This window comes from Flavobacterium sp. C3NV, from assembly GCF_046825355.2.
Taxonomy (GTDB): Bacteria; Bacteroidota; Bacteroidia; order Flavobacteriales; family Flavobacteriaceae; genus Flavobacterium.
In genome coordinates this window covers 129,920-148,744 of sequence record NZ_JBKQBJ020000011.1, presented here as the reverse complement: position 1 = coordinate 148,744, position 18,825 = coordinate 129,920, and the positions used below count along the sequence as shown (strand labels likewise).

The window sequence follows — 18,825 nt, the reverse complement described above, 5'->3', positions numbered from 1 at the left end:
AAATTTAAAACCTTAGATTTTAAATCTTTTTCTATCAGTTTCTGTCAAGTAGATTTTTCTCAAACGAATAGATTTTGGAGTTACCTCTACATATTCATCTTTTTGAATGTACTCTAAAGCTTCCTCTAATGAGAAAATGATTGGTGGAATGATTCTTGCTTTTTCATCATTTCCAGAAGAACGAACGTTAGATTGTTTTTTCTCTTTCGTTACATTTACACACATATCATCTGCACGAGAGTTTTCTCCAATTACCTGACCTTCGTAGATTTCAGCATTTGGTTCAACAAAAAACTTACCACGATCTTGTAATTTATCGATAGAATAAGGAATAGCTTTTCCTTTTTCCATAGAAATCAATGAACCTTTGTTACGTCCTGCAATTTCTCCTTTGTAAGGCTCATATCCAATAAAACGGTGTGCCATAATAGCCTCACCAGCTGTTGCAGTAAGCAATTGGTTACGCAATCCAATAATTCCACGAGATGGAATATTGAATTTTACAATCATACGTTCCCCTTTAGTTTCCATAGAAAGCATTTCTCCCTTACGCATTGTAACGAATTCAACTGCTCTACCTGAAAGATTTTCTGGTAAATCGATTGTTAATTCCTCAATTGGCTCACATTTTTTACCATCAATTTCTTTAATGATAACTTGTGGCTGACCAATTTGTAACTCATACCCTTCTCTTCTCATTGTTTCAATAAGAACAGATAAGTGAAGTACTCCACGACCAAAAACCATGAATTTATCAGCAGAATCAGTTTCACCTAACTTCATAGCTAAGTTTTTCTCTAATTCTTTTGTTAATCTTTCTCTAATATGACGAGAAGTTACAAATTTACCTTCTTTACCAAAGAAAGGTGAATCGTTAATTGTAAACAACATACTCATTGTTGGCTCATCAATTGCGATAGTTTGTAAAGCTTCAGGATTTTCAGAATCAGCGATTGTATCACCAATTTCAAAACCTTCAACTCCAATAATAGCACAAATATCACCAGCAATTACTTGTTGTACTTTTTTACGACCTAAACCTTCAAAAGTATGTAATTCCTTAATACGTGATTTTATAATTTTACTGTCTCTTTTTACCAAAGAAATTGGCATTCCTTCATTCAACACACCTCTTTCAAGACGACCAATAGCAATACGACCTGTAAATGCAGAGAAATCTAAAGATGTAATCAACATTTGAGGAGTTCCTTCAGATACTTTAGGAGCTGGTACGTTTTTGATTACCATGTCTAATAAAGGCTCAATGTTGTCAGTTTGGTTTTTCCAATCGTCAGACATCCAGTTGTTTTTAGCAGAACCATAAACAGTTGGGAAATCTAATTGCTCTTCAGAAGCACCTAATTCAAACATTAAGTCAAAAACTTTCTCATGAACTTCTTCAGGAGTACAGTTTTCCTTATCAACTTTGTTGATAACTACACAAGGTTTTAAACCAAGGTCAATCGCTTTTTGCAATACAAAACGCGTTTGCGGCATTGGACCTTCAAAAGCATCGACTAGCAAACATACACCATCGGCCATGTTTAATACACGTTCTACTTCTCCTCCAAAATCGGCGTGACCTGGAGTATCGATAATGTTGATTTTTGTTCCTTTATATTGAACTGATACGTTCTTTGAAGTAATAGTAATACCTCTCTCGCGCTCTAAATCGTTATTATCAAGAATTAAATCACCTGTGTTTTCGTTGTCACGAAATAATTGACAGTGATACATAATTTTATCAACCAAAGTGGTTTTACCGTGATCGACGTGGGCAATAATTGCAATGTTTCTAATAGATTCCATCTGTGATTTTTAATGGGTGCAAAGGTACACTTTATTTTGATATAAAAAACGTTTCTGCGATAGTTTGCGTATAGACAAGTAATTAGTTCGTTAAAACAATGTAAATTTAACCTTCAAATTGAACTTTCGTTGTTGTTTAATTATAGTTAATTTAACTATATTTGAGTAATGAAAAGTAAAACTCTCCAAATTACTCTAGTTTACGTTATCATATCGCTAATTATGGCAATTCTCTGTCATAAAATACTTACTACCTACTTTTCTAAAATAGAATATTTTTATTTATTCTTCGTAAAAGACATCATTTTTATACTTGCTACAGGATTTATTTTCAGATATATACTCTCTAAAAACGAAAACAGAAATATCTCTATTTTCGAAAAATTAAAAAGTACCAACGAAGAAATTAAAGAATCGAACGAAAAATACGACATTGTTGCAAAAGCAACAAGTGATACCATTTGGGACTGGAAAATTCAGGAAGACAGCATTAACTGGAACAAAGGAATCGAAAGTGTTTTTGGGTACAATCCGGCAGATGTAGGAAAAACATCAAAATGGTGGTTTGACAAAATACATCCCGAAGACAGCATCAGAATGTCTATTAAATTATATTCATTTATAGAACAAAAAACCGAAAAATGGCAGGATCAATACCGTTTTAGATGCTCAGACGGAACCTATAAATATGTTCTTGACCGGGGTTTTTTATTAAAAGATGAAAATGGAAGAGCCATAAGAATGATTGGGGCTATTCAGGATATTACCAAACAAAAAGAAGAAGAACAGCGACTAAAACTTTTAGAAACCGTAATTACACAATCTAAAGATTCTATCTTAATTACAGAAGCTAACTCAGTAGATCGTAAAATTCCTAAAATAGTTTATGTAAATCCAGCATTTTCGCACATGTCCGGGTACCTTTCTCATGAAATAATTGGAAAATCTCCAAACATCTTCAAAGGACCAAAATCAGATTCGGAAGAATTAAAAAAACTATTAAGAGCCATCAAAAATAAAGAAGAGTGCTTAATAGAAACTATTAGTTACACCAAGAAAAAAGAAGAATATTGGGTTCGTTTTTCGATGATTCCAATTTTCAATAACGAAGAAAACATCTCACACTGGATTTCTATACAAAGAGACATCACTGATGAGAAAAAACTGGAAACCGAAAAAGAGCATCTTATTCGTGAACTAACTCAAAATAATAAAGACCTAAAACAATTCTCCTATATTACTTCGCACAATTTGCGAGCGCCATTATCTAATTTAATAGGACTTTTAAATTTAATAGAAGACATTCCTGTAGAAAATCCTGAACTTCAGGATATACTTTTGGGTTTTACAAAATCGACTCATTTACTAAATGAAACTATCAACGATTTGGTAAAAGTTATTATTATCAAAGACAATCCTTCGATGCAAAAAGAAGAAGTCTCATTAAAAGAAGTTTTCGAGAATGTATTTAGCCAATTGTCTTTTCAAATCGAACTGCACAAACCTATTATCAAACTCAAATTCGACAAAGTTCCGATATTAAACACAAATAAAGCCTATATTGAAAGTATTTTACTTAATTTACTAACCAATTCTATAAAATACAAATCAGAAAATAGAAAATTAAAAATCTCTATTACTGCCGAACAAATCGATCATAAAGCCATCCTAACCTTTAAAGACAACGGAATTGGAATTGATCTGGAACGCAACGGCGATAAAGTTTTTGGATTGTATCAAAGATTTCATAATTATCCTGACAGCAAAGGCCTGGGCTTGTATTTAGTAAAATCACAAGTAGAAACTATGGGAGGAACAATTAGTATTGATAGCGAAGTCAACATAGGAACAACATTTACAATAACATTTAAAAATTAATTTATATGCTCGAGCAAATTTTATGCATCGACGACGACCCAATCACGTTAATGCTATGCAAGAAAGTAATTTCGAAATCATCTTTTTCAAAAGAAATTATCACTGCTCAAAATGGCGAAGAAGCATTGCATCATTTCAACACCTTAAAATACAACAAAAACAAAGCAAGCAAACCAGAACTAATTTTCCTGGATTTAAACATGCCTGTTATGGGCGGCTGGGAATTTTTGGATCATTTTACCTCTTCAGACTATACTGAATTCAATAGCGCGCGTGTCATTGTACTTTCTTCTACAATTGACCCTGAAGATTTAGCCAAAGCAAAAAAGTACCCTATCATTATCGATTTCCTTTCAAAACCAATCACTCAGCCAATGCTGGAGTACCTTAAAAAGAAAATGGATCTTTAAATAAATTTAAATCCCAATATATAAAATTCCAAATTCTAACAAACATATCTAAATTCTAAATAAAAAATGGATCAACGCTAAATGTTGTGGAGCAGCTTATAAATTCTGACTGTTTTTTTTTACCGCAGAGAAACAAAGATTTTATCTAAGAAGTTCTTATAAACACAGAGTTCGCAAAGCTAAATCAATATACAGCTTTACGATCTTTGCGGTAATTTTTTTGCTTCAGAGGTTTTAAGATTGACGCATCAACACTGAATATTGTGGAGAAACATTAAAAATTTTATATTCCCTAATTATTTTTTAACGGAGAGAACGCAATCCCGATAGCTATCGGGATTCGCAAAGTTCACTATGATTTAAGTAGTGTTTACACAATCAAAGTCCACAAAGCTTTGTGAACTTTGTGTTTTTTTCTAAACTTAGTATGTTTAAAAAACTTTGCGTTCTCCGTGGTAATTTTTTCTATATCCACAGGTTTTCGTGTTGATCCATTCCATATTCCAACAAACATATCTAAATTCCAAATCCCAACACTATATAGCTATTGGAATTTGGAATTTATTTTTTGGGATATTCCTTTTTTTTGTTTGAACAAAAAAAAGCCCTCTAAAAGAGGGCTTTTTATATACTTTAGGAAATTGTAATTAATTACAATTTAGCAACATGTTTAGTTAATTTAGACTTCAAGTTAGAAGCTTTATTATCATGAATGATGTTCTTTTTAGCTAATTTATCAATCATAGAGATTACAGTTGATAATTTAGAAGTAGCATCAGCTTTATCAGTAGCTATTCTTAATGCTTTTATAGCATTACGAGTAGTTTTATGTTGATATCTGTTAAGAACTCTTCTTTTTTCGTTACTTCTGATTCTTTTTAATGCTGACTTATGATTTGCCATTTTGTTTTAATTTTAGATGTAATAATTATTATAAATACTAGTTAAAAAAGAAAAACCTCCCACAATTGCCAGGCAATCACTTTGGTTTTAACTAATAAAACAAAAATCGAGACACCAATTTTTATTTTACAAAACTTATTTACAACTAATTCAGTAGTCTGTAAGGGAATCGAACCCCTGTTACCAGGACGAAAGCCTGGAGTCCTAACCCCTAGACGAACAGACCATATCCTTCTAAGTTTTTCTATATTTAAATAGAGGTATTATTGTAGCCCGTAGCGGAATCGAACCGCTCTTACATGGATGAAAACCATGCGTCCTAACCGATAGACGAACGGGCCATTTTAATTCTCAGTATTTCAAGAACATTTTGCAATAAAAAAAGTAGTAGCCCGTAGCGGAATCGAACCGCTCTTACATGGATGAAAACCATGCGTCCTAACCGATAGACGAACGGGCCTGCTTCTCTAATGCGGATGCAAAAATACAACTATTTTTAAGATGTACAATACCTGATGCAAAAAAAATTAAAAAAAATTAATAAGCCTTAGCAAACAGCACTCTTTTTGAAGAAGGATTCCCCGTAAACACACAGGTTCCCACCTCTTCAACAGCATGTAAAGGAATGCATCGAATGGTAGCTTTTGTCAAGTCTTTTATTTTTTCTTCAGTCTCAGCAGTTCCATCCCAATGTGCAGATACAAACCCACCTTTACCATCTAAAATTTCTTTAAATTCCTCAAAACTATTTACTTCCGTAATATGAGTATTACGATACTCTAATGCTTTGTTAAATAAATCTGCCTGAATCTGCTCCAGCAAGTCATTTATATAAGTAACAATTCCTTCTCCTGAAACCGTCTCTTTTGTCAATGTATCACGTCTGGCAACTTCAAAAGTTCCGTTTTCTAAATCTTTTGGCCCAACAGCAATTCTAACCGGAACACCTTTTAATTCCCATTCAGCAAATTTGAATCCTGGTTTTTGAGTTGTTCTGTCATCGTACTTAACAGAGATCTTCAACTTTTTCAACTTCGCTGTTAATTCATTAACTGCAGTTGTAATTTCAGCCAATTGCTCGTCTGTTTTATAAATAGGCACAATTACCACTTGTATTGGCGCTAAGTTAGGAGGCAAAACCAATCCCTGATCATCAGAATGTGTCATCACCAAAGCTCCCATTAAACGAGTAGAAACTCCCCAAGAGGTTCCCCATACATGTTCTTGCTTTCCTTCGGCATTTGCAAACTTTACATCAAAAGCTTTGGCAAAATTTTGTCCCAAAAAGTGCGATGTTCCAGCCTGCAACGCTTTTCCGTCCTGCATTAAAGCCTCAATACAATAGGTCTCATCAGCTCCCGCAAAACGTTCTGTTTCGGTTTTTATTCCTTTTACAACCGGAATTGCCATAAAGCCTTCTGCAAAATCAGCATACACATTCATCATCTTTTCAGATTCTTCTAATGCTTCTGCCTTTGTAGCATGTGCCGTATGCCCTTCCTGCCATAAAAACTCTGCAGTTCTTAAAAACAAACGCGTACGCATTTCCCAACGCACCACATTTGCCCATTGGTTAATTAATAAAGGTAAATCTCTGTATGATTGTACCCAACCTTTATAAGTAGACCAGATAATTGCTTCACTAGTAGGACGAACGATAAGTTCTTCTTCTAATTTAGCATTTGGGTCTACCATTAGTTTTCCGGGTTTATCCGGATCATTTTTTAATCTATAATGTGTTACGATAGCACACTCTTTTGCAAATCCTTCTGCATTTTTTTCTTCAGCCTCAAACATGCTCTTAGGCACGAATAAAGGGAAGTACGCATTTTGATGTCCTGTTTCTTTAAACATTCGATCTAACTCCGCCTGCATTTTTTCCCAAATAGCATATCCGTACGGCTTAATAACCATACATCCTCTAACGCCTGAATTTTCGGCTAGATCTGCTTTAACAACCAGCTCGTTATACCATTTCGAATAATCTTCTGATCTTGTAGTGAGGTTCTTACTCATATTGAATAGTTTGGCACAAATTTTGTTTTAATAATTTTAACTAAATAGTTTGACAAAACTAACTATTTTTGTAATGTGCAACAATAAAAAACACCACAGATATGAAAACTTCTACATCTCTCCGCCAAAACTCAAGTCATTTTTACTTAATTGGAATATTGAGTTTTCTACTAGCATCGTGTGGTTCTTACCAAAACGCTTCATATAATGATAATGATGGAGTCTATGGTGGTTCGACAAGAACGTATGCTCAAACAAATACCACAAACACAAATAATCAATATAAAGATTACTTCAGATCATTGCAAGATGACAGTCAGCCAACTGAAATTTTTACAGATGTTGACACGTATGGCAATTATGCCGATAATGACAGCACGCAAACAGTTGCAACCGCTTACCCTGCCTGGGGAAGCGCAAATACAGATGTTTCTGTAAACGTTTACTCTGATCCTACATGGTCAATGGGATTTGGACTTGGTTTCGGATACCCTTATTACGGATGGGGTTACGGAGGAGGCTACTGGGGCTACCCTGCATACGGCTGGGGCTACCCGGGATATTGGGGACCAGGATGGGGTTATCCAGGATACAGACCCTACTACGGATACAATAACTACGCTTATAGTTATGGAAGAAGAGGTTCTGCCGCTTATTATGGAGGAAGAAACTATGGTTATGATAGAAGCTATAGCAACAGAAACTACAGCAACAGAAGCTACAGCAGCAACAGAAGCTACACTGACAGAAATTTCAGCAATAGAAACTACACTACAAACAGAGGGAATTATACAACAAACAGAAACGGGTATTCTGACTTTAGAAGAAGTTCTACAAACGGAAGAACTTATAATTCTTCAAGCCCAAATTTCACAAACAGAAGAAGTGCTGCTCAGGGACAAAGCAATAGTTACGACTATTCTAACAGAAGATCAAGCAGCAACACAACAACCAGAAATTACAACAGCGGTAATAACAGCGCACCAACAAGAAGCTACTCTCCTAGCCCATCACGTTCTATGAACAGTGGCGGAGGAAGCATGAGATCATCTGGCGGCGGTGGCGGTGGCGGAAGATCATACGGAGGAGGCGGAGGTGGAAGAAGATAATTCCTTCTTTCACAAATCGAAAAATCACATTAAAAACTTATCCCAATGAAAAAAATATTATTCCTCCTTATTACAGGATTAACTGTCAGCGTCTCACATTCACAGGAAGTATCTGACGCTATTCGTTACGCACAAGATAACCTAACCGGAACAGCTCGTTTTAGAGCGATGAGCGGTGCATTTGGAGCAGTTGGAGGAGACTTATCTTCAATAAGTGTCAATCCTGCAGGATCTGCCGTTTTCTTAAATAATCAGACCGGAATAACTTTTAGCAACCAGAATATTAAGAATAATTCTAATTATTTTGGAACTCAAACAAGTGATAAAGAAAATTCTTTTATACTAAACCAAGCAGGAGCTGTTTTCGTTTTTAACGATCACAACCCAAGCAATAATTGGAAAAAAATTGCGATTGGAGCAAATTATGAAAACACCAATAATTTTAATAATAGTATTGTATCTGTAGGAACAAATCCAACAAACTCTATTGGTGATTATTTTTCAGAATTTGCAAATTACTCTAACGGCGGATCTCCAGTTCCTTTTCAAATTATCAACAATAATAATATTAGTTACACTTATAAAAACCTAGGATCTAACTATCCTAATGGCCAATACCCTAATTTATCCGGCTATTCTGCACAGCAAGCTTATTTAGGAAGTCAAGGGAAAATTATTGGCTATGATAATGTCAGTAATTCCTACCCATCAAGAATTCCTGCAGGTGGTAATTATTATCAGGAAAATGAAATTTTCACTAGCGGATACAATAGCAAATTAAGCTTTAACATCGCAACATCGTACAAAGACAGAATTTATTTAGGGGCCAATTTGAATGTACACATTACAGATTACAGAAGAACAAGCAGTTTTTACGAAGACAATGACAATCCGTTACTACCAACAGAAACAATATCCAACTTACGCTTCAACAATGATCTTTATACATACGGAAATGGATTTTCTTTTCAACTTGGAGCCATTGCCAAAGTAACAGAATCTTTTAGACTTGGTTTAGCATATGAATCTAATACCTGGTACGAACTTTATGATGAATTATCACAAAGTTTATACACTACAACAGACGTTATTGGAGGACAATCTCAATATTATGACATTAACCCTGATGTACTAAATGTTTACGAATCATACACCTTGCAAACTCCAGGAAAAACAACTTTTAGTGCCGCGTATGTATTTGGAAAATCAGGATTGATTAGTGTTGATTATGCTATTAAAGATTACGGAAACACTAAATACAAACCAAATGATTCAGGATTTAAAGGATTAAACAATGACATTAGCAATCAATTGACTACCGCAGGCGAATTAAGGGTTGGTGCTGAATACAAAATAAAACAATTAAGCTTACGCGGTGGATATCGTTTTGAAGGTAGTCCTTATAAAAACGGAACTACAATTGGAGATTTAAACAGTTACTCTGGAGGTTTAGGATATAATTTTGGAGGAACAAGAGTAGATTTAGCTTACTCTTATTTAGAAAGAAAATCGAATCAGGGATTTTTCGCAACCGGATTTACAGATGGCGCGAATATTACATCGAAACTCAATAATGTTTCTTTGACTTTATTATTTGAATTGTAATTAAGAATAAATAGATGAATGGAAATTTCCGTCAGGCGTTTGTCTGGCGGATTTTTTTTTATCCCTGATAAACCGGAAATTTTACACTAATAAAATCGGACAGCAGTCTCGTTAGCTTATTTTTAAACAGGAATTTCAAGAATTTGCACCAAATTTTAATAAACTGATTTACTTTGTAAAGTTAATTCCACAAAGCAATTGGTGTAAATCAGTGAAATTCGTGTTTATTCTAATTTGTCCGCACATCAGATAACTCTCCTAAAGCTTCATAAAAAACACGTAAAAGAAAAGGAAACAAGCGGTGTTTGAATAAAAAAGTGTAATTTTGCACTCCAATTTATAAAAGTATGAGAACCAAGTCTTTAAAAAAGAACAAAATTAACGTAATCACTCTTGGGTGTTCGAAAAATGTATATGACAGTGAAGTGCTAATGGGACAACTTCGTGCAAACGGAAAAGAAGTTGAACACGAAGCACCAGCAGAAAGAGAAGGAAACATTATCGTAATTAACACTTGTGGTTTTATTGACAATGCCAAAGCAGAATCAGTAAATATGATTTTGGAATATGCAGACAAAAAAGACAGAGGATTAGTTGACAAAGTTTTTGTGACTGGTTGCTTATCTGAGCGTTACAGACCTGATTTAGAAAAAGAAATTCCGAATGTAGACCAATATTTTGGTACAACAGAATTACCTCAATTATTGAAAGCTTTAGGAGCCGACTATAAACATGAATTATTAGGAGAGCGTTTGACTACTACTCCTAAAAACTATGCTTACCTAAAAATTGCCGAAGGTTGCGACAGACCTTGCAGTTTTTGCGCTATTCCGTTAATGAGAGGTTCGCACGTTTCGCAGCCAATTGAAAAATTAGTTAAGGAAGCACAAGGTTTAGCAAAAAATGGCGTTAAAGAATTAATACTGATTGCTCAGGATTTAACGTATTATGGTCTTGATATTTACAAAAAGAGAAATCTTGCTGAACTTTTAGAAGAATTAGCAAAAGTAGAAGGCATCGAATGGATTCGTTTGCATTACGCCTACCCTACAGGTTTCCCGATGGATGTTTTGGAATTAATGAAACGCGAACCTAAGATTTGTAATTATATCGATATACCGTTACAGCATATTTCTGACTCCATATTAAAATCGATGCGTCGTGGTACTACACAGGCTAAAACGACTCAATTATTGAAAGATTTCCGTGCTGCAGTTCCGGGAATGGCCATTAGAACGACTTTAATCGTTGGATATCCTGGAGAAACTCAGGAAGATTTTGAAATTTTGAAAGATTTTGTTCAGGAAATGAAATTTGACAGAATGGGTTGTTTTGCTTATTCTCATGAAGAAAATACGCATGCTTATTTATTAGAAGACAATGTTCCGGACGAAGTAAAACAAGCAAGAGCAAACGAAATCATGGAATTGCAATCGCAAATTTCATGGGATCTGAATCAGGAAAAAGTGGGTCAGGTTTTTAAATGTATTATTGACAGAAAAGAAGGTGCGCACTTTGTTGGAAGAACGGAATTTGATAGCCCGGATGTCGATAATGAAGTTTTGATTGATGCCTCTAAACATTATGTAAAAACAGGGGAATTTGTTAATATAAAAATAATAGAAGCAACAGAATTTGATTTATACGGAGAACCTGCTTAAATTTACGCTAAACAATTATCAATTTAAGATAAAAACATTTTTTATGAAACCTACTCAATCTTTATTTCTTTTGGTTTTTACCTTATTCTGCTTCAATTTTGCTTCGGCTCAATACGGAAACGGATATAATAATGGCTATGGCGGCGGCGGTTACGGAAATGGTTATGGGCGCAATAACGGAATGGACAGAAGTATGATGTCAGGACCTCAGCCTAATACAAGCAAACCCAAAGAAACTCCACCCGAAGAAATGGCAGCTAAAATTGTAGAACAAATGAAGCCGGTAGTTAACCTTGATGAACTTCAGGCCATTGCCATCGCAAATGTTTTTACCGACAGCATGAAAGAACAAGGAATTCTTTTGAAAAACGAAAGCAGTAATCAGGATGAAAAGGTAGAACAAATAAAAGCGCTAAGAGAAAGTACCACTAAAAAAGTAACTGCTTTCCTGAATCCGGATCAGGTTGAAAAATATACTGCCTTTATGGCCGACTTTAAGGAGATCAAAAAACCTGCGAAGTCAAAAAAGAAAAAAGATTCTAAAGATAAAGACACGAAAGAAGTAAAAGAAGAAACTGAAGCAACGAAAGTTCAGGAATAATTGTTTCAACCTCATCTTAAAATATAAGCACTATGACAAAAAAACACTTTTGTTATCTGATTTTAGCCCTTGTTATCACCGCTTGTTCGACAAACCCTTATAAGACTACAGAAAAGGTCTATGATCAACAGCTTAAAACTTTAGAAACTCAAATTACAAGCAAAGAGGCCAAACCTATACCTGCTGTTAGTCCTGTAGTTATCGATACAAGTTATGCAGCTCAGTTAGGTATCGTAAAAGATACTTTATCGAAAACAGGATCTACGTATTTACTAAATGGAGTAAACACAGAATGGGTTGGAACCGTGAATTTTAATTTGAGAAAGCCAAGCTTTATCATTATTCACCATACTGCTCAGGATTCTATCCAGCAAACAATAAAAACATTCACCTTAACAAGAACTCAGGTAAGTGCTCATTATATCATTTCTGAGAACGGAAAAGTAGTTCAGATGTTGAATGATTATTTGCGAGCGTGGCATGCCGGTGCAGCAACCTGGGGGAAAAACACCGATATAAACTCTTCATCTATAGGAATTGAGCTGGACAATAATGGTTTTAAACCTTTTACAGAAGCACAAATTAGCAGTTTAGTAGCTCTTTTAACAAAACTGAAGAAAGACTACAATATCCCTACTCAAAATATCCTAGGTCACTCGGATATTGCACCAGGCAGAAAACAAGATCCAAGTGCTTTATTTCCGTGGAAGACTTTAGCTGAAAAAGGATTTGGTATCTGGCCGGATGAAATTCTGGAAGAAGCTCCTTTTGATTTTAAAATCGAACCTGCTTTGAGAATTATTGGTTATAACACCAAGAATCTTTCGGCAGCAATTCAGGCTTTTAAACTACATTATATTCAAACTGATGTAACGCCTACTTTAGATCGAAAAACAATAGATGCTATTTACTCGATTTATAAAAAGCAAATTCAGTAAAAAGAATACAATACTAAAATATAAAACGCGTTTCTAAGCATTTAGAGACGCGTTTTTTTTGAGTAAAGTTTGCCACGAATTACACGAATTTACACAAATTGAAATAAGGAAAATTTAACCACCCTATCGCTACCTAAGTAAAGGATTAAAAGTTTTTTTTACCACAACCCGAGCGACAGCGAACAGGCGAAGCAATTACACCAATTCTTCACAACTTGAAATAAAAACTTAACATCAGAGACTGCACAAAAAAATAAAATGATTTTGTTTCACGCAGATTTAAAAAGATTAAAGCAGATTAATTTTTTTTTACCACAAATTACACAAATTTGCACAAATTAAGAATATAAAATTTAGCTACTCCTGATAGCTATAAGGATAGAAAGATTAATACTTCTCTTTATCTATACTTTTTGCCACAACCCGAGCGACAGCGAACAGGCGAAGCAATTACATCAATTCTTCGCACAACTTGAAATAAAAACTTAACATCAGAGACTGCACAAAAAAATAAAATGATTTTGTTTCACGCAGATTTAAAAAGATCAAAGCAGATTAAAATGGATTTAATTTTCAAACTCTAGCGATGAATGTATTGCGTAGATCTGCCCAAATCTTTTTAAATCTGCGTGAAAAAAGAATTTACGAACTACTATTTCTCTGCTCTATCACTCTAGTCATCACAAAAAAACTTCAAATAAAAAAGCTGCCAAAACATTAGTGTGTTTTGACAGCTCCAAAAAAAAAAAAAAAAATATCAATCTTTATCTCTAGAAAGAGTATGTTGTAGCAATTAGTGCGTAGAATGATCCTCCTGTTGGTAAAGCATCTTTATCTAAAAAGATATCTTCTGAAGCAGCATCGTATCTTAACTCAGGAATTATCGTTAGTTTTCCAACTTTATAATTTAAAGAAACTGTATTTGCAAAAACACTAGATCCCATTAATGTTCCAACATTTGCTGCAGCATCTTTAGCATCAAAATATTCCATTCTGTAAGCTAAGCTCAATGATGGTTTGAAAGCATAGTTAGCATATCCTACTACTGAAAACCAATCACCATCTAACTCGCTGTCGAAATCATTTTTAGTTTTAGCGTACGTTGCATTAAATCCTAAAGAAAAAGCATCAGTTATTGTTTTTGATGCCACAAAATCGATTTGTGTTTTATTTTCATCAGATGGGATTACTATAGTTCCCGGAGTAGGATTTGTACTTCCTGATGTAAAGTTCAAATACGCACTTCCTGTTTCTCCTATATAACCCAATTGCGCTATATATGTTTTTTGAGTTGAACCGGCATCCATAGCTGATTTAAAATCAGTAGGATTTGTAATTCCTGCCATGGCAGTAAATTTTCCTGATGTATACTGTGCTTTTACTCCAGTATTAAAGAATGGCCCATAAGAAAAGGCATATGACATGCTGTAGTTTTTATTTCCTACCGCATCTAATACCTCATATCCTATATGTGTACCAAAACTACCTGCCACTACTTTAAATTCATCTGTTATCTGATAAGTGAAAAACAATTGTTTAATTAAAAATTTCGCATCAATATCTTTATCTGTTGTTTCATTATATGAAAATTCTCCTGCTCTTTTTCCGAAACCTAAGTCTACAAAAACAGAGGCTTTTCCAAATGTGTGCGCTGCCTGAACAGAGGCCATTCCTAATTCGAATGAATCTTGAGAGTTGGTAAAGCTCGTTAATCCGTTCATTTGTTTTGAAAAATCATATTTATAGTAAGCATCTGCGGATCCTCCCCAAGTTGTTGCTGGCGAAGTCGTGGTTTCAGTATCTTCTTGAGCAAAAGCAAAAGAACTCGTTAACATCGCGGCAAAAATGTGTAATACTTTTTTCATGTGTAATTGGTTTTTGGTTATTAATTGATTCTGGTTAGTTAATCTTTTATATATGTATTGTAATACTATAAGTCCCTTTTTAAAACCTCCTTTCTGCCTCTAAAACATCTTCATTTTCATTAGCGAATTTATTAACTTTTGTATGAGTAGAATAACTGAAGTCTATTTTTTTGATGTTTTGATAGCAGAATTATGGATTACAAAAATTAAATTAACAATAATCGTGATTTGACATTTATAAAGAATATTTTTTGAAAATTCAACAACGAATTTTATCGTGTTTTTAACCAAAAACGCACGCATAATAAAAAATACACATTAAAAAAAAGACTAAAACCACCAAAAAACACACATTAAAATAAAACACCCCCTAAAAAAATAGGGGTATGATTAAAAACAAAAATAAAAGACAAGCCAAAACAAGCATTTATATAACAAATAATCCAGTTCAAGTTATAAAGTCTAAATTCCTACAAAAACACAACGATAAAACTCTCATTTTGACAGATAGCAAACCAAAATGTATAGACCGGAATAGTACCAAATGATCCAAAAAAAGGAACAAAAAAAGGACGCACAATTGTACGTCCTTATATCGATAAATTACCATTAAAATTAATACCACGAATTTCTTCCTGGTCGCTTACCTATTTTTTATCACGGAAAAATAAATAAGTTTGTTTATAAACAGGCATTTGCATCCACACTAATCCCAAGTATTATATTTTTTGAAATATTGACGGGCGATAATTCCGGATTCTTTTAAGTCTTCCATTTTCCATTTACCAGTAGATTTAGCTGATTTTTTCAAGATGGAACAGGTTTCATCTTTATCAGAAACAGACCAGGTAATCCAGCTTAGTTTTCTGGCTTCCATCCAATCGATATATTCCTGCCAGGCTTTTAGATCTAACGGGCCATCGCCTGTAGCTTCCATTCCGGCAGATTCTGATACAAAAATGGGTAAACCTTTATTTATAGCTGCATCTGTTTTATCTCTAAGTTCCTTACCATGTGTTGCAGCATAAAAATGCATTGTATACATTATATTACTATAACCCAAAATAGGATCGGCTGCGGCAAGATCTACATCCTGATCCCAATGTGGGGAACCAACCAAAATAATATTTTTAGGATCATTTTCTCTAATCACTTTAATCACTTCTTCAGAATAGGCCTTTACCTCAGCCCAGCTTTCATGATCGGGCTCATTAAATATCTCATATATAATATTGGGATATTTAGAATATTTCTTCGAAATCTCTGCAAAAAATTCTTTGGCTTCTTTCAAATTAATATTATGACTGTGCCAATCTACTATTACATAGATATCAGATTTAATGGCTCCTTTTATAACGGCTTCGATTTTTTCTTTCGAAAATTCCGGATCTTTCATATAGGAGTATTCTCCAAGCTCAACACCCATAGCAGCACGAACAACATTACAGTTAAAATCTTTTTTGAGCCATTGTACTGCCTTTTCATTATAAAACCTTGGCCACATACTGTGCCAACCAAAACTCATTCCTCTTAAAACAATGGGTTTATTATCACTATCTACTAATTGAGTACCCGAAACACTAAGATATTTATGTGTTTGAACCTGGGCATTTAGAAATGCAAAAGCGAATATAAAAGGGACAAGAAATATTTTATTCTTCAACTTCATAATAAAAGATTTAACGGGATAATTTTAAGGTAATCACATCATGAGAAGCCAGATCTGAAACAAAACTTTTCTTAGTATTTCCTATTTCTTTATTTTTCCAAAGATCTTTCAGTTTGTAAACTGTTTTACTAAAATCGGCTTCATAACCAAAATCTGCATCTTTGATTAAGTGCTTTTTCCAATCGAAATTAATCTTTTTACTTACTTCACTTCTATTTAAAAAAGTAACTGCCCAATTTCCATCTGATAAAGGTTTCACCCAAACTTCCAATCCGTCTTCGGCTGAATATTTAAAACCCTGAATTCCTAATTTGTCCTGATTTATTGCGATCAGATCTTTATTGGTTAAAATCGCCAGAGTTTCTTTAGACATTTTTCTGAAATCATTTCCGGCAACAAGCGGAGACGAAAGCATACACCAAATGGCGAAATGCGATTTATCTTCGGTATCATTCATTTCGTTTCCAACTTCCATCATATCAAAATCATTCCAATGATCAGGACCTGAATATTTACGAATATCTTTTCTCATTTCGGCTATCTTCATAAATCCCCAGGATGACCAATTCTCAGGATGTTTGAATTCACAATCGAAACAAGGATAAATGTCGCCCGAGATTCTCCAAAGGTTCCCAACTGGTTTTCCCCATTCCCACGGCTGGTTATCTCCCCATTCGCAAAGACTAAAAACAATAGGTCTTCCGGCAGTTTTTAGTGCATTACTCATTGTTGTATAGGCTTCCGGAGCGGTAATTCCTTTTGTATTGCACCAATCATATTTAAGAAAATCAATTTCTAGTTTAGCATAAAATCTTGCATCCTGATATTCATAACCACGAGTTCCCGGATAACCTGCACAGGTTTGTGTTCCTGCACAATTATACAATCCAAATTTTAATCCTTTGCTATGCACATAATCTACCACAGCTTTCATTCCGTTTGGAAACTTTACTGGATCCGGAACCAAATCTCCGTTTGCATCACGCTCTCTTGTCATCCAGCCATCATCTAGCACAATATAATTGTATCCTGCGGCAGCCATTCCTGACGAAACCATTATATCTGCGGTTTCTTTTACTAATTTTTCGTCGATACTTGTACCAAAGGTGTTCCAGGAATTCCAACCCATAAGAGGTGTCATGGCTAAACCTTCGAATTTTCCTGCTGTTTGTGTATGTGTATTTCCCTGGCTAAAGCTAAAATTGAACCAGATTAAAAAGGCTAATACTATTATTGATTTTTTCATTATAATTAATTTTTGATATTTTTTATTCTTTATAATATTGAAGAATGCTTTAATTTAATACATTAATAATTAACGATATAAAAAACTCCAAATCGATTAGCTCGAAATGGAGTTCTTTGTTTTAAGAACAACTTTTTTTAATTCACAACTAAATTTTTAGTTTTAACCGTTCCATTTGGATACGTTACCTGAACAATATAAATTCCTGCAGTCAAAGATGGCCCTATAGCCGTTCTGAGCGGAATATAGGTACTTGGACCCAATAATGAAAATGTAAGTTTTAAAGCACCTGAACTATTATAAATTCTACAAGTTGCCGGAGCTTGCGATGAAACTGCAGTTGCTACGATAGTAATATATCCATCACTATACGGATTTGGCGATACCGTAAATTCATAATTTGGACCCGGATTTGGCGTGTTATTTATACAACCTGTTAAGTTTAACGAAACTGAATTACTATATGTGGTCGACGACACAGTATTTGACTGACATCCTGATAGTGATGTTGTGCTTGTAACATCATACAAAAAATAAGATTGTCCGTTTAAGGGTAATTTTAATTCAAATACATTTTTTGAGGTTTGTGTTACCACAATACTGGGATCCGGTACTCTTGGTGCGATTGAAAAATTTGTGTTTGGGCTTGGATTTGGATCTGTTGTTACGGTTAATGTTATAATATGATATTGACTGGTACAATAATCATTTGTTTTTGTTACAAGATAATTGGGCTGTACAGGTACTTCTGGCGCAACGAATGTCATTTGTTTTACTGCTACAACTGTACCTCCGCTTTTAAATTCTACTTTAAGGATTTCTCCTCCGGCAATAAATCCCGGGTATTTATACAAAACTTTAAAAAGTGTCAAAGGCGATGGATTTCCTGAAAAGGTTACCAGTGGATCTGTACAAGACCACACTACCTCATCATAAGGTACGCTTGGTGCCACCACTGAATAAGAAGGATTTGAGGCTACACAATAAGGATTTAAGCCTGTAATTTCCTGAGCATTTGACCGATAGCCCATTAAAATTAAAATAAAACTTAATAAACAAAGTTTTAGTTTGGTTGATAATTGAAAGTCATTTTTTTTCATAAATTCTTTTTTTTT

At 34.3% G+C, this 18,825-nt stretch carries 14 protein-coding genes and 3 tRNA genes; 7 read left to right on the top strand and 10 right to left on the bottom strand.

The genetic code is table 11. The features are described from left to right. Positions 1-12 precede the first annotated feature (12 nt). Entirely contained in the window at positions 13-1,809 is a 1,797-nt protein-coding gene (typA, locus tag ACIDC4_RS16550; RefSeq protein ID WP_412044597.1) for a translational GTPase TypA, read from the bottom strand. A gap of 222 nt (positions 1,810-2,031) precedes the next feature. On the opposite strand from typA, the gene ACIDC4_RS16545 reads away from it, so the two are divergent. Together ACIDC4_RS16545 and ACIDC4_RS16540 are read left to right on the top strand one after the other, a co-directional pair. After that, positions 2,032-3,687: a PAS domain-containing sensor histidine kinase gene (locus ACIDC4_RS16545; RefSeq protein ID WP_412044598.1), complete on the top strand. Its 1,656-nt coding sequence runs from the start codon at positions 2,032-2,034 to the stop codon at positions 3,685-3,687. A gap of 5 nt (positions 3,688-3,692) precedes the next feature. Next, a complete protein-coding gene (locus ACIDC4_RS16540; protein WP_412044599.1) occupies positions 3,693-4,097 on the top strand; it encodes a response regulator in 405 nt (134 codons plus the stop codon). 651 nt (positions 4,098-4,748) lie between these two features. Here the strand turns inward: ACIDC4_RS16540 and rpsT are convergent. The 5 genes from rpsT to proS form a co-directional block, all read right to left on the bottom strand. Then, the gene (rpsT, locus tag ACIDC4_RS16535) at positions 4,749-5,000 is read right to left on the bottom strand and encodes a 30S ribosomal protein S20 (protein WP_055095632.1); all 252 of its coding nucleotides are present in this window, start codon (positions 4,998-5,000) and stop codon (positions 4,749-4,751) included. A gap of 154 nt (positions 5,001-5,154) precedes the next feature. Beyond that, positions 5,155-5,226, bottom strand: a tRNA-Glu gene (locus tag ACIDC4_RS16530). A 43-nt stretch (positions 5,227-5,269) separates the two neighbouring features. Beyond that, positions 5,270-5,341: transfer RNA gene (locus ACIDC4_RS16525), tRNA-Glu, on the bottom strand. A 47-nt stretch (positions 5,342-5,388) separates the two neighbouring features. Beyond that, a tRNA-Glu gene (locus ACIDC4_RS16520) sits at positions 5,389-5,460 on the bottom strand. A 77-nt stretch (positions 5,461-5,537) separates the two neighbouring features. Beyond that, positions 5,538-7,016: a proline--tRNA ligase gene (proS, locus tag ACIDC4_RS16515; RefSeq protein WP_412044600.1), complete on the bottom strand. Its 1,479-nt coding sequence runs from the start codon at positions 7,014-7,016 to the stop codon at positions 5,538-5,540. Between the two features lie 101 nt (positions 7,017-7,117). Between proS and ACIDC4_RS16510 the strand changes: the two genes are divergently transcribed. From ACIDC4_RS16510 to ACIDC4_RS16490, 5 genes are all read left to right on the top strand, one after another. Continuing rightward, positions 7,118-8,125 (top strand): hypothetical protein, encoded by a 1,008-nt coding sequence (locus ACIDC4_RS16510; RefSeq protein WP_412044601.1) that lies wholly within the window; start codon positions 7,118-7,120, stop codon positions 8,123-8,125. 45 nt (positions 8,126-8,170) lie between these two features. After that, positions 8,171-9,730 (top strand): OmpP1/FadL family transporter, encoded by a 1,560-nt coding sequence (locus ACIDC4_RS16505; RefSeq protein ID WP_412044602.1) that lies wholly within the window; start codon positions 8,171-8,173, stop codon positions 9,728-9,730. A gap of 347 nt (positions 9,731-10,077) precedes the next feature. Next, a complete protein-coding gene (gene rimO, locus ACIDC4_RS16500; RefSeq protein WP_412044603.1) occupies positions 10,078-11,391 on the top strand; it encodes a 30S ribosomal protein S12 methylthiotransferase RimO in 1,314 nt (437 codons plus the stop codon). Between the two features lie 43 nt (positions 11,392-11,434). Beyond that, on the top strand, positions 11,435-11,992 hold the full coding sequence (locus tag ACIDC4_RS16495) for a hypothetical protein (protein WP_412044604.1): 558 nt from the start codon (positions 11,435-11,437) through the stop codon (positions 11,990-11,992). A gap of 32 nt (positions 11,993-12,024) precedes the next feature. Further along, positions 12,025-12,930 (top strand): N-acetylmuramoyl-L-alanine amidase, encoded by a 906-nt coding sequence (locus ACIDC4_RS16490; RefSeq protein ID WP_412044605.1) that lies wholly within the window; start codon positions 12,025-12,027, stop codon positions 12,928-12,930. Positions 12,931-13,700: 770 nt separating this feature from the next. Here ACIDC4_RS16490 and ACIDC4_RS16485 read toward each other — a convergent pair. From ACIDC4_RS16485 to ACIDC4_RS16470, 4 genes are all read right to left on the bottom strand, one after another. Continuing rightward, positions 13,701-14,795, bottom strand: coding sequence for an outer membrane beta-barrel protein (locus ACIDC4_RS16485; RefSeq protein ID WP_230040643.1), 1,095 nt, complete (start codon positions 14,793-14,795; stop codon positions 13,701-13,703). A gap of 706 nt (positions 14,796-15,501) precedes the next feature. Further along, positions 15,502-16,464, bottom strand: coding sequence for a glycoside hydrolase family 5 protein (locus tag ACIDC4_RS16480; protein WP_412044060.1), 963 nt, complete (start codon positions 16,462-16,464; stop codon positions 15,502-15,504). Between the two features lie 10 nt (positions 16,465-16,474). Further along, positions 16,475-17,710, bottom strand: coding sequence for a glycoside hydrolase family 27 protein (locus ACIDC4_RS16475; RefSeq protein ID WP_412044061.1), 1,236 nt, complete (start codon positions 17,708-17,710; stop codon positions 16,475-16,477). 137 nt (positions 17,711-17,847) lie between these two features. Then, positions 17,848-18,810 (bottom strand): T9SS type A sorting domain-containing protein, encoded by a 963-nt coding sequence (locus ACIDC4_RS16470; RefSeq protein ID WP_412044062.1) that lies wholly within the window; start codon positions 18,808-18,810, stop codon positions 17,848-17,850. Positions 18,811-18,825 lie beyond the last annotated feature (15 nt).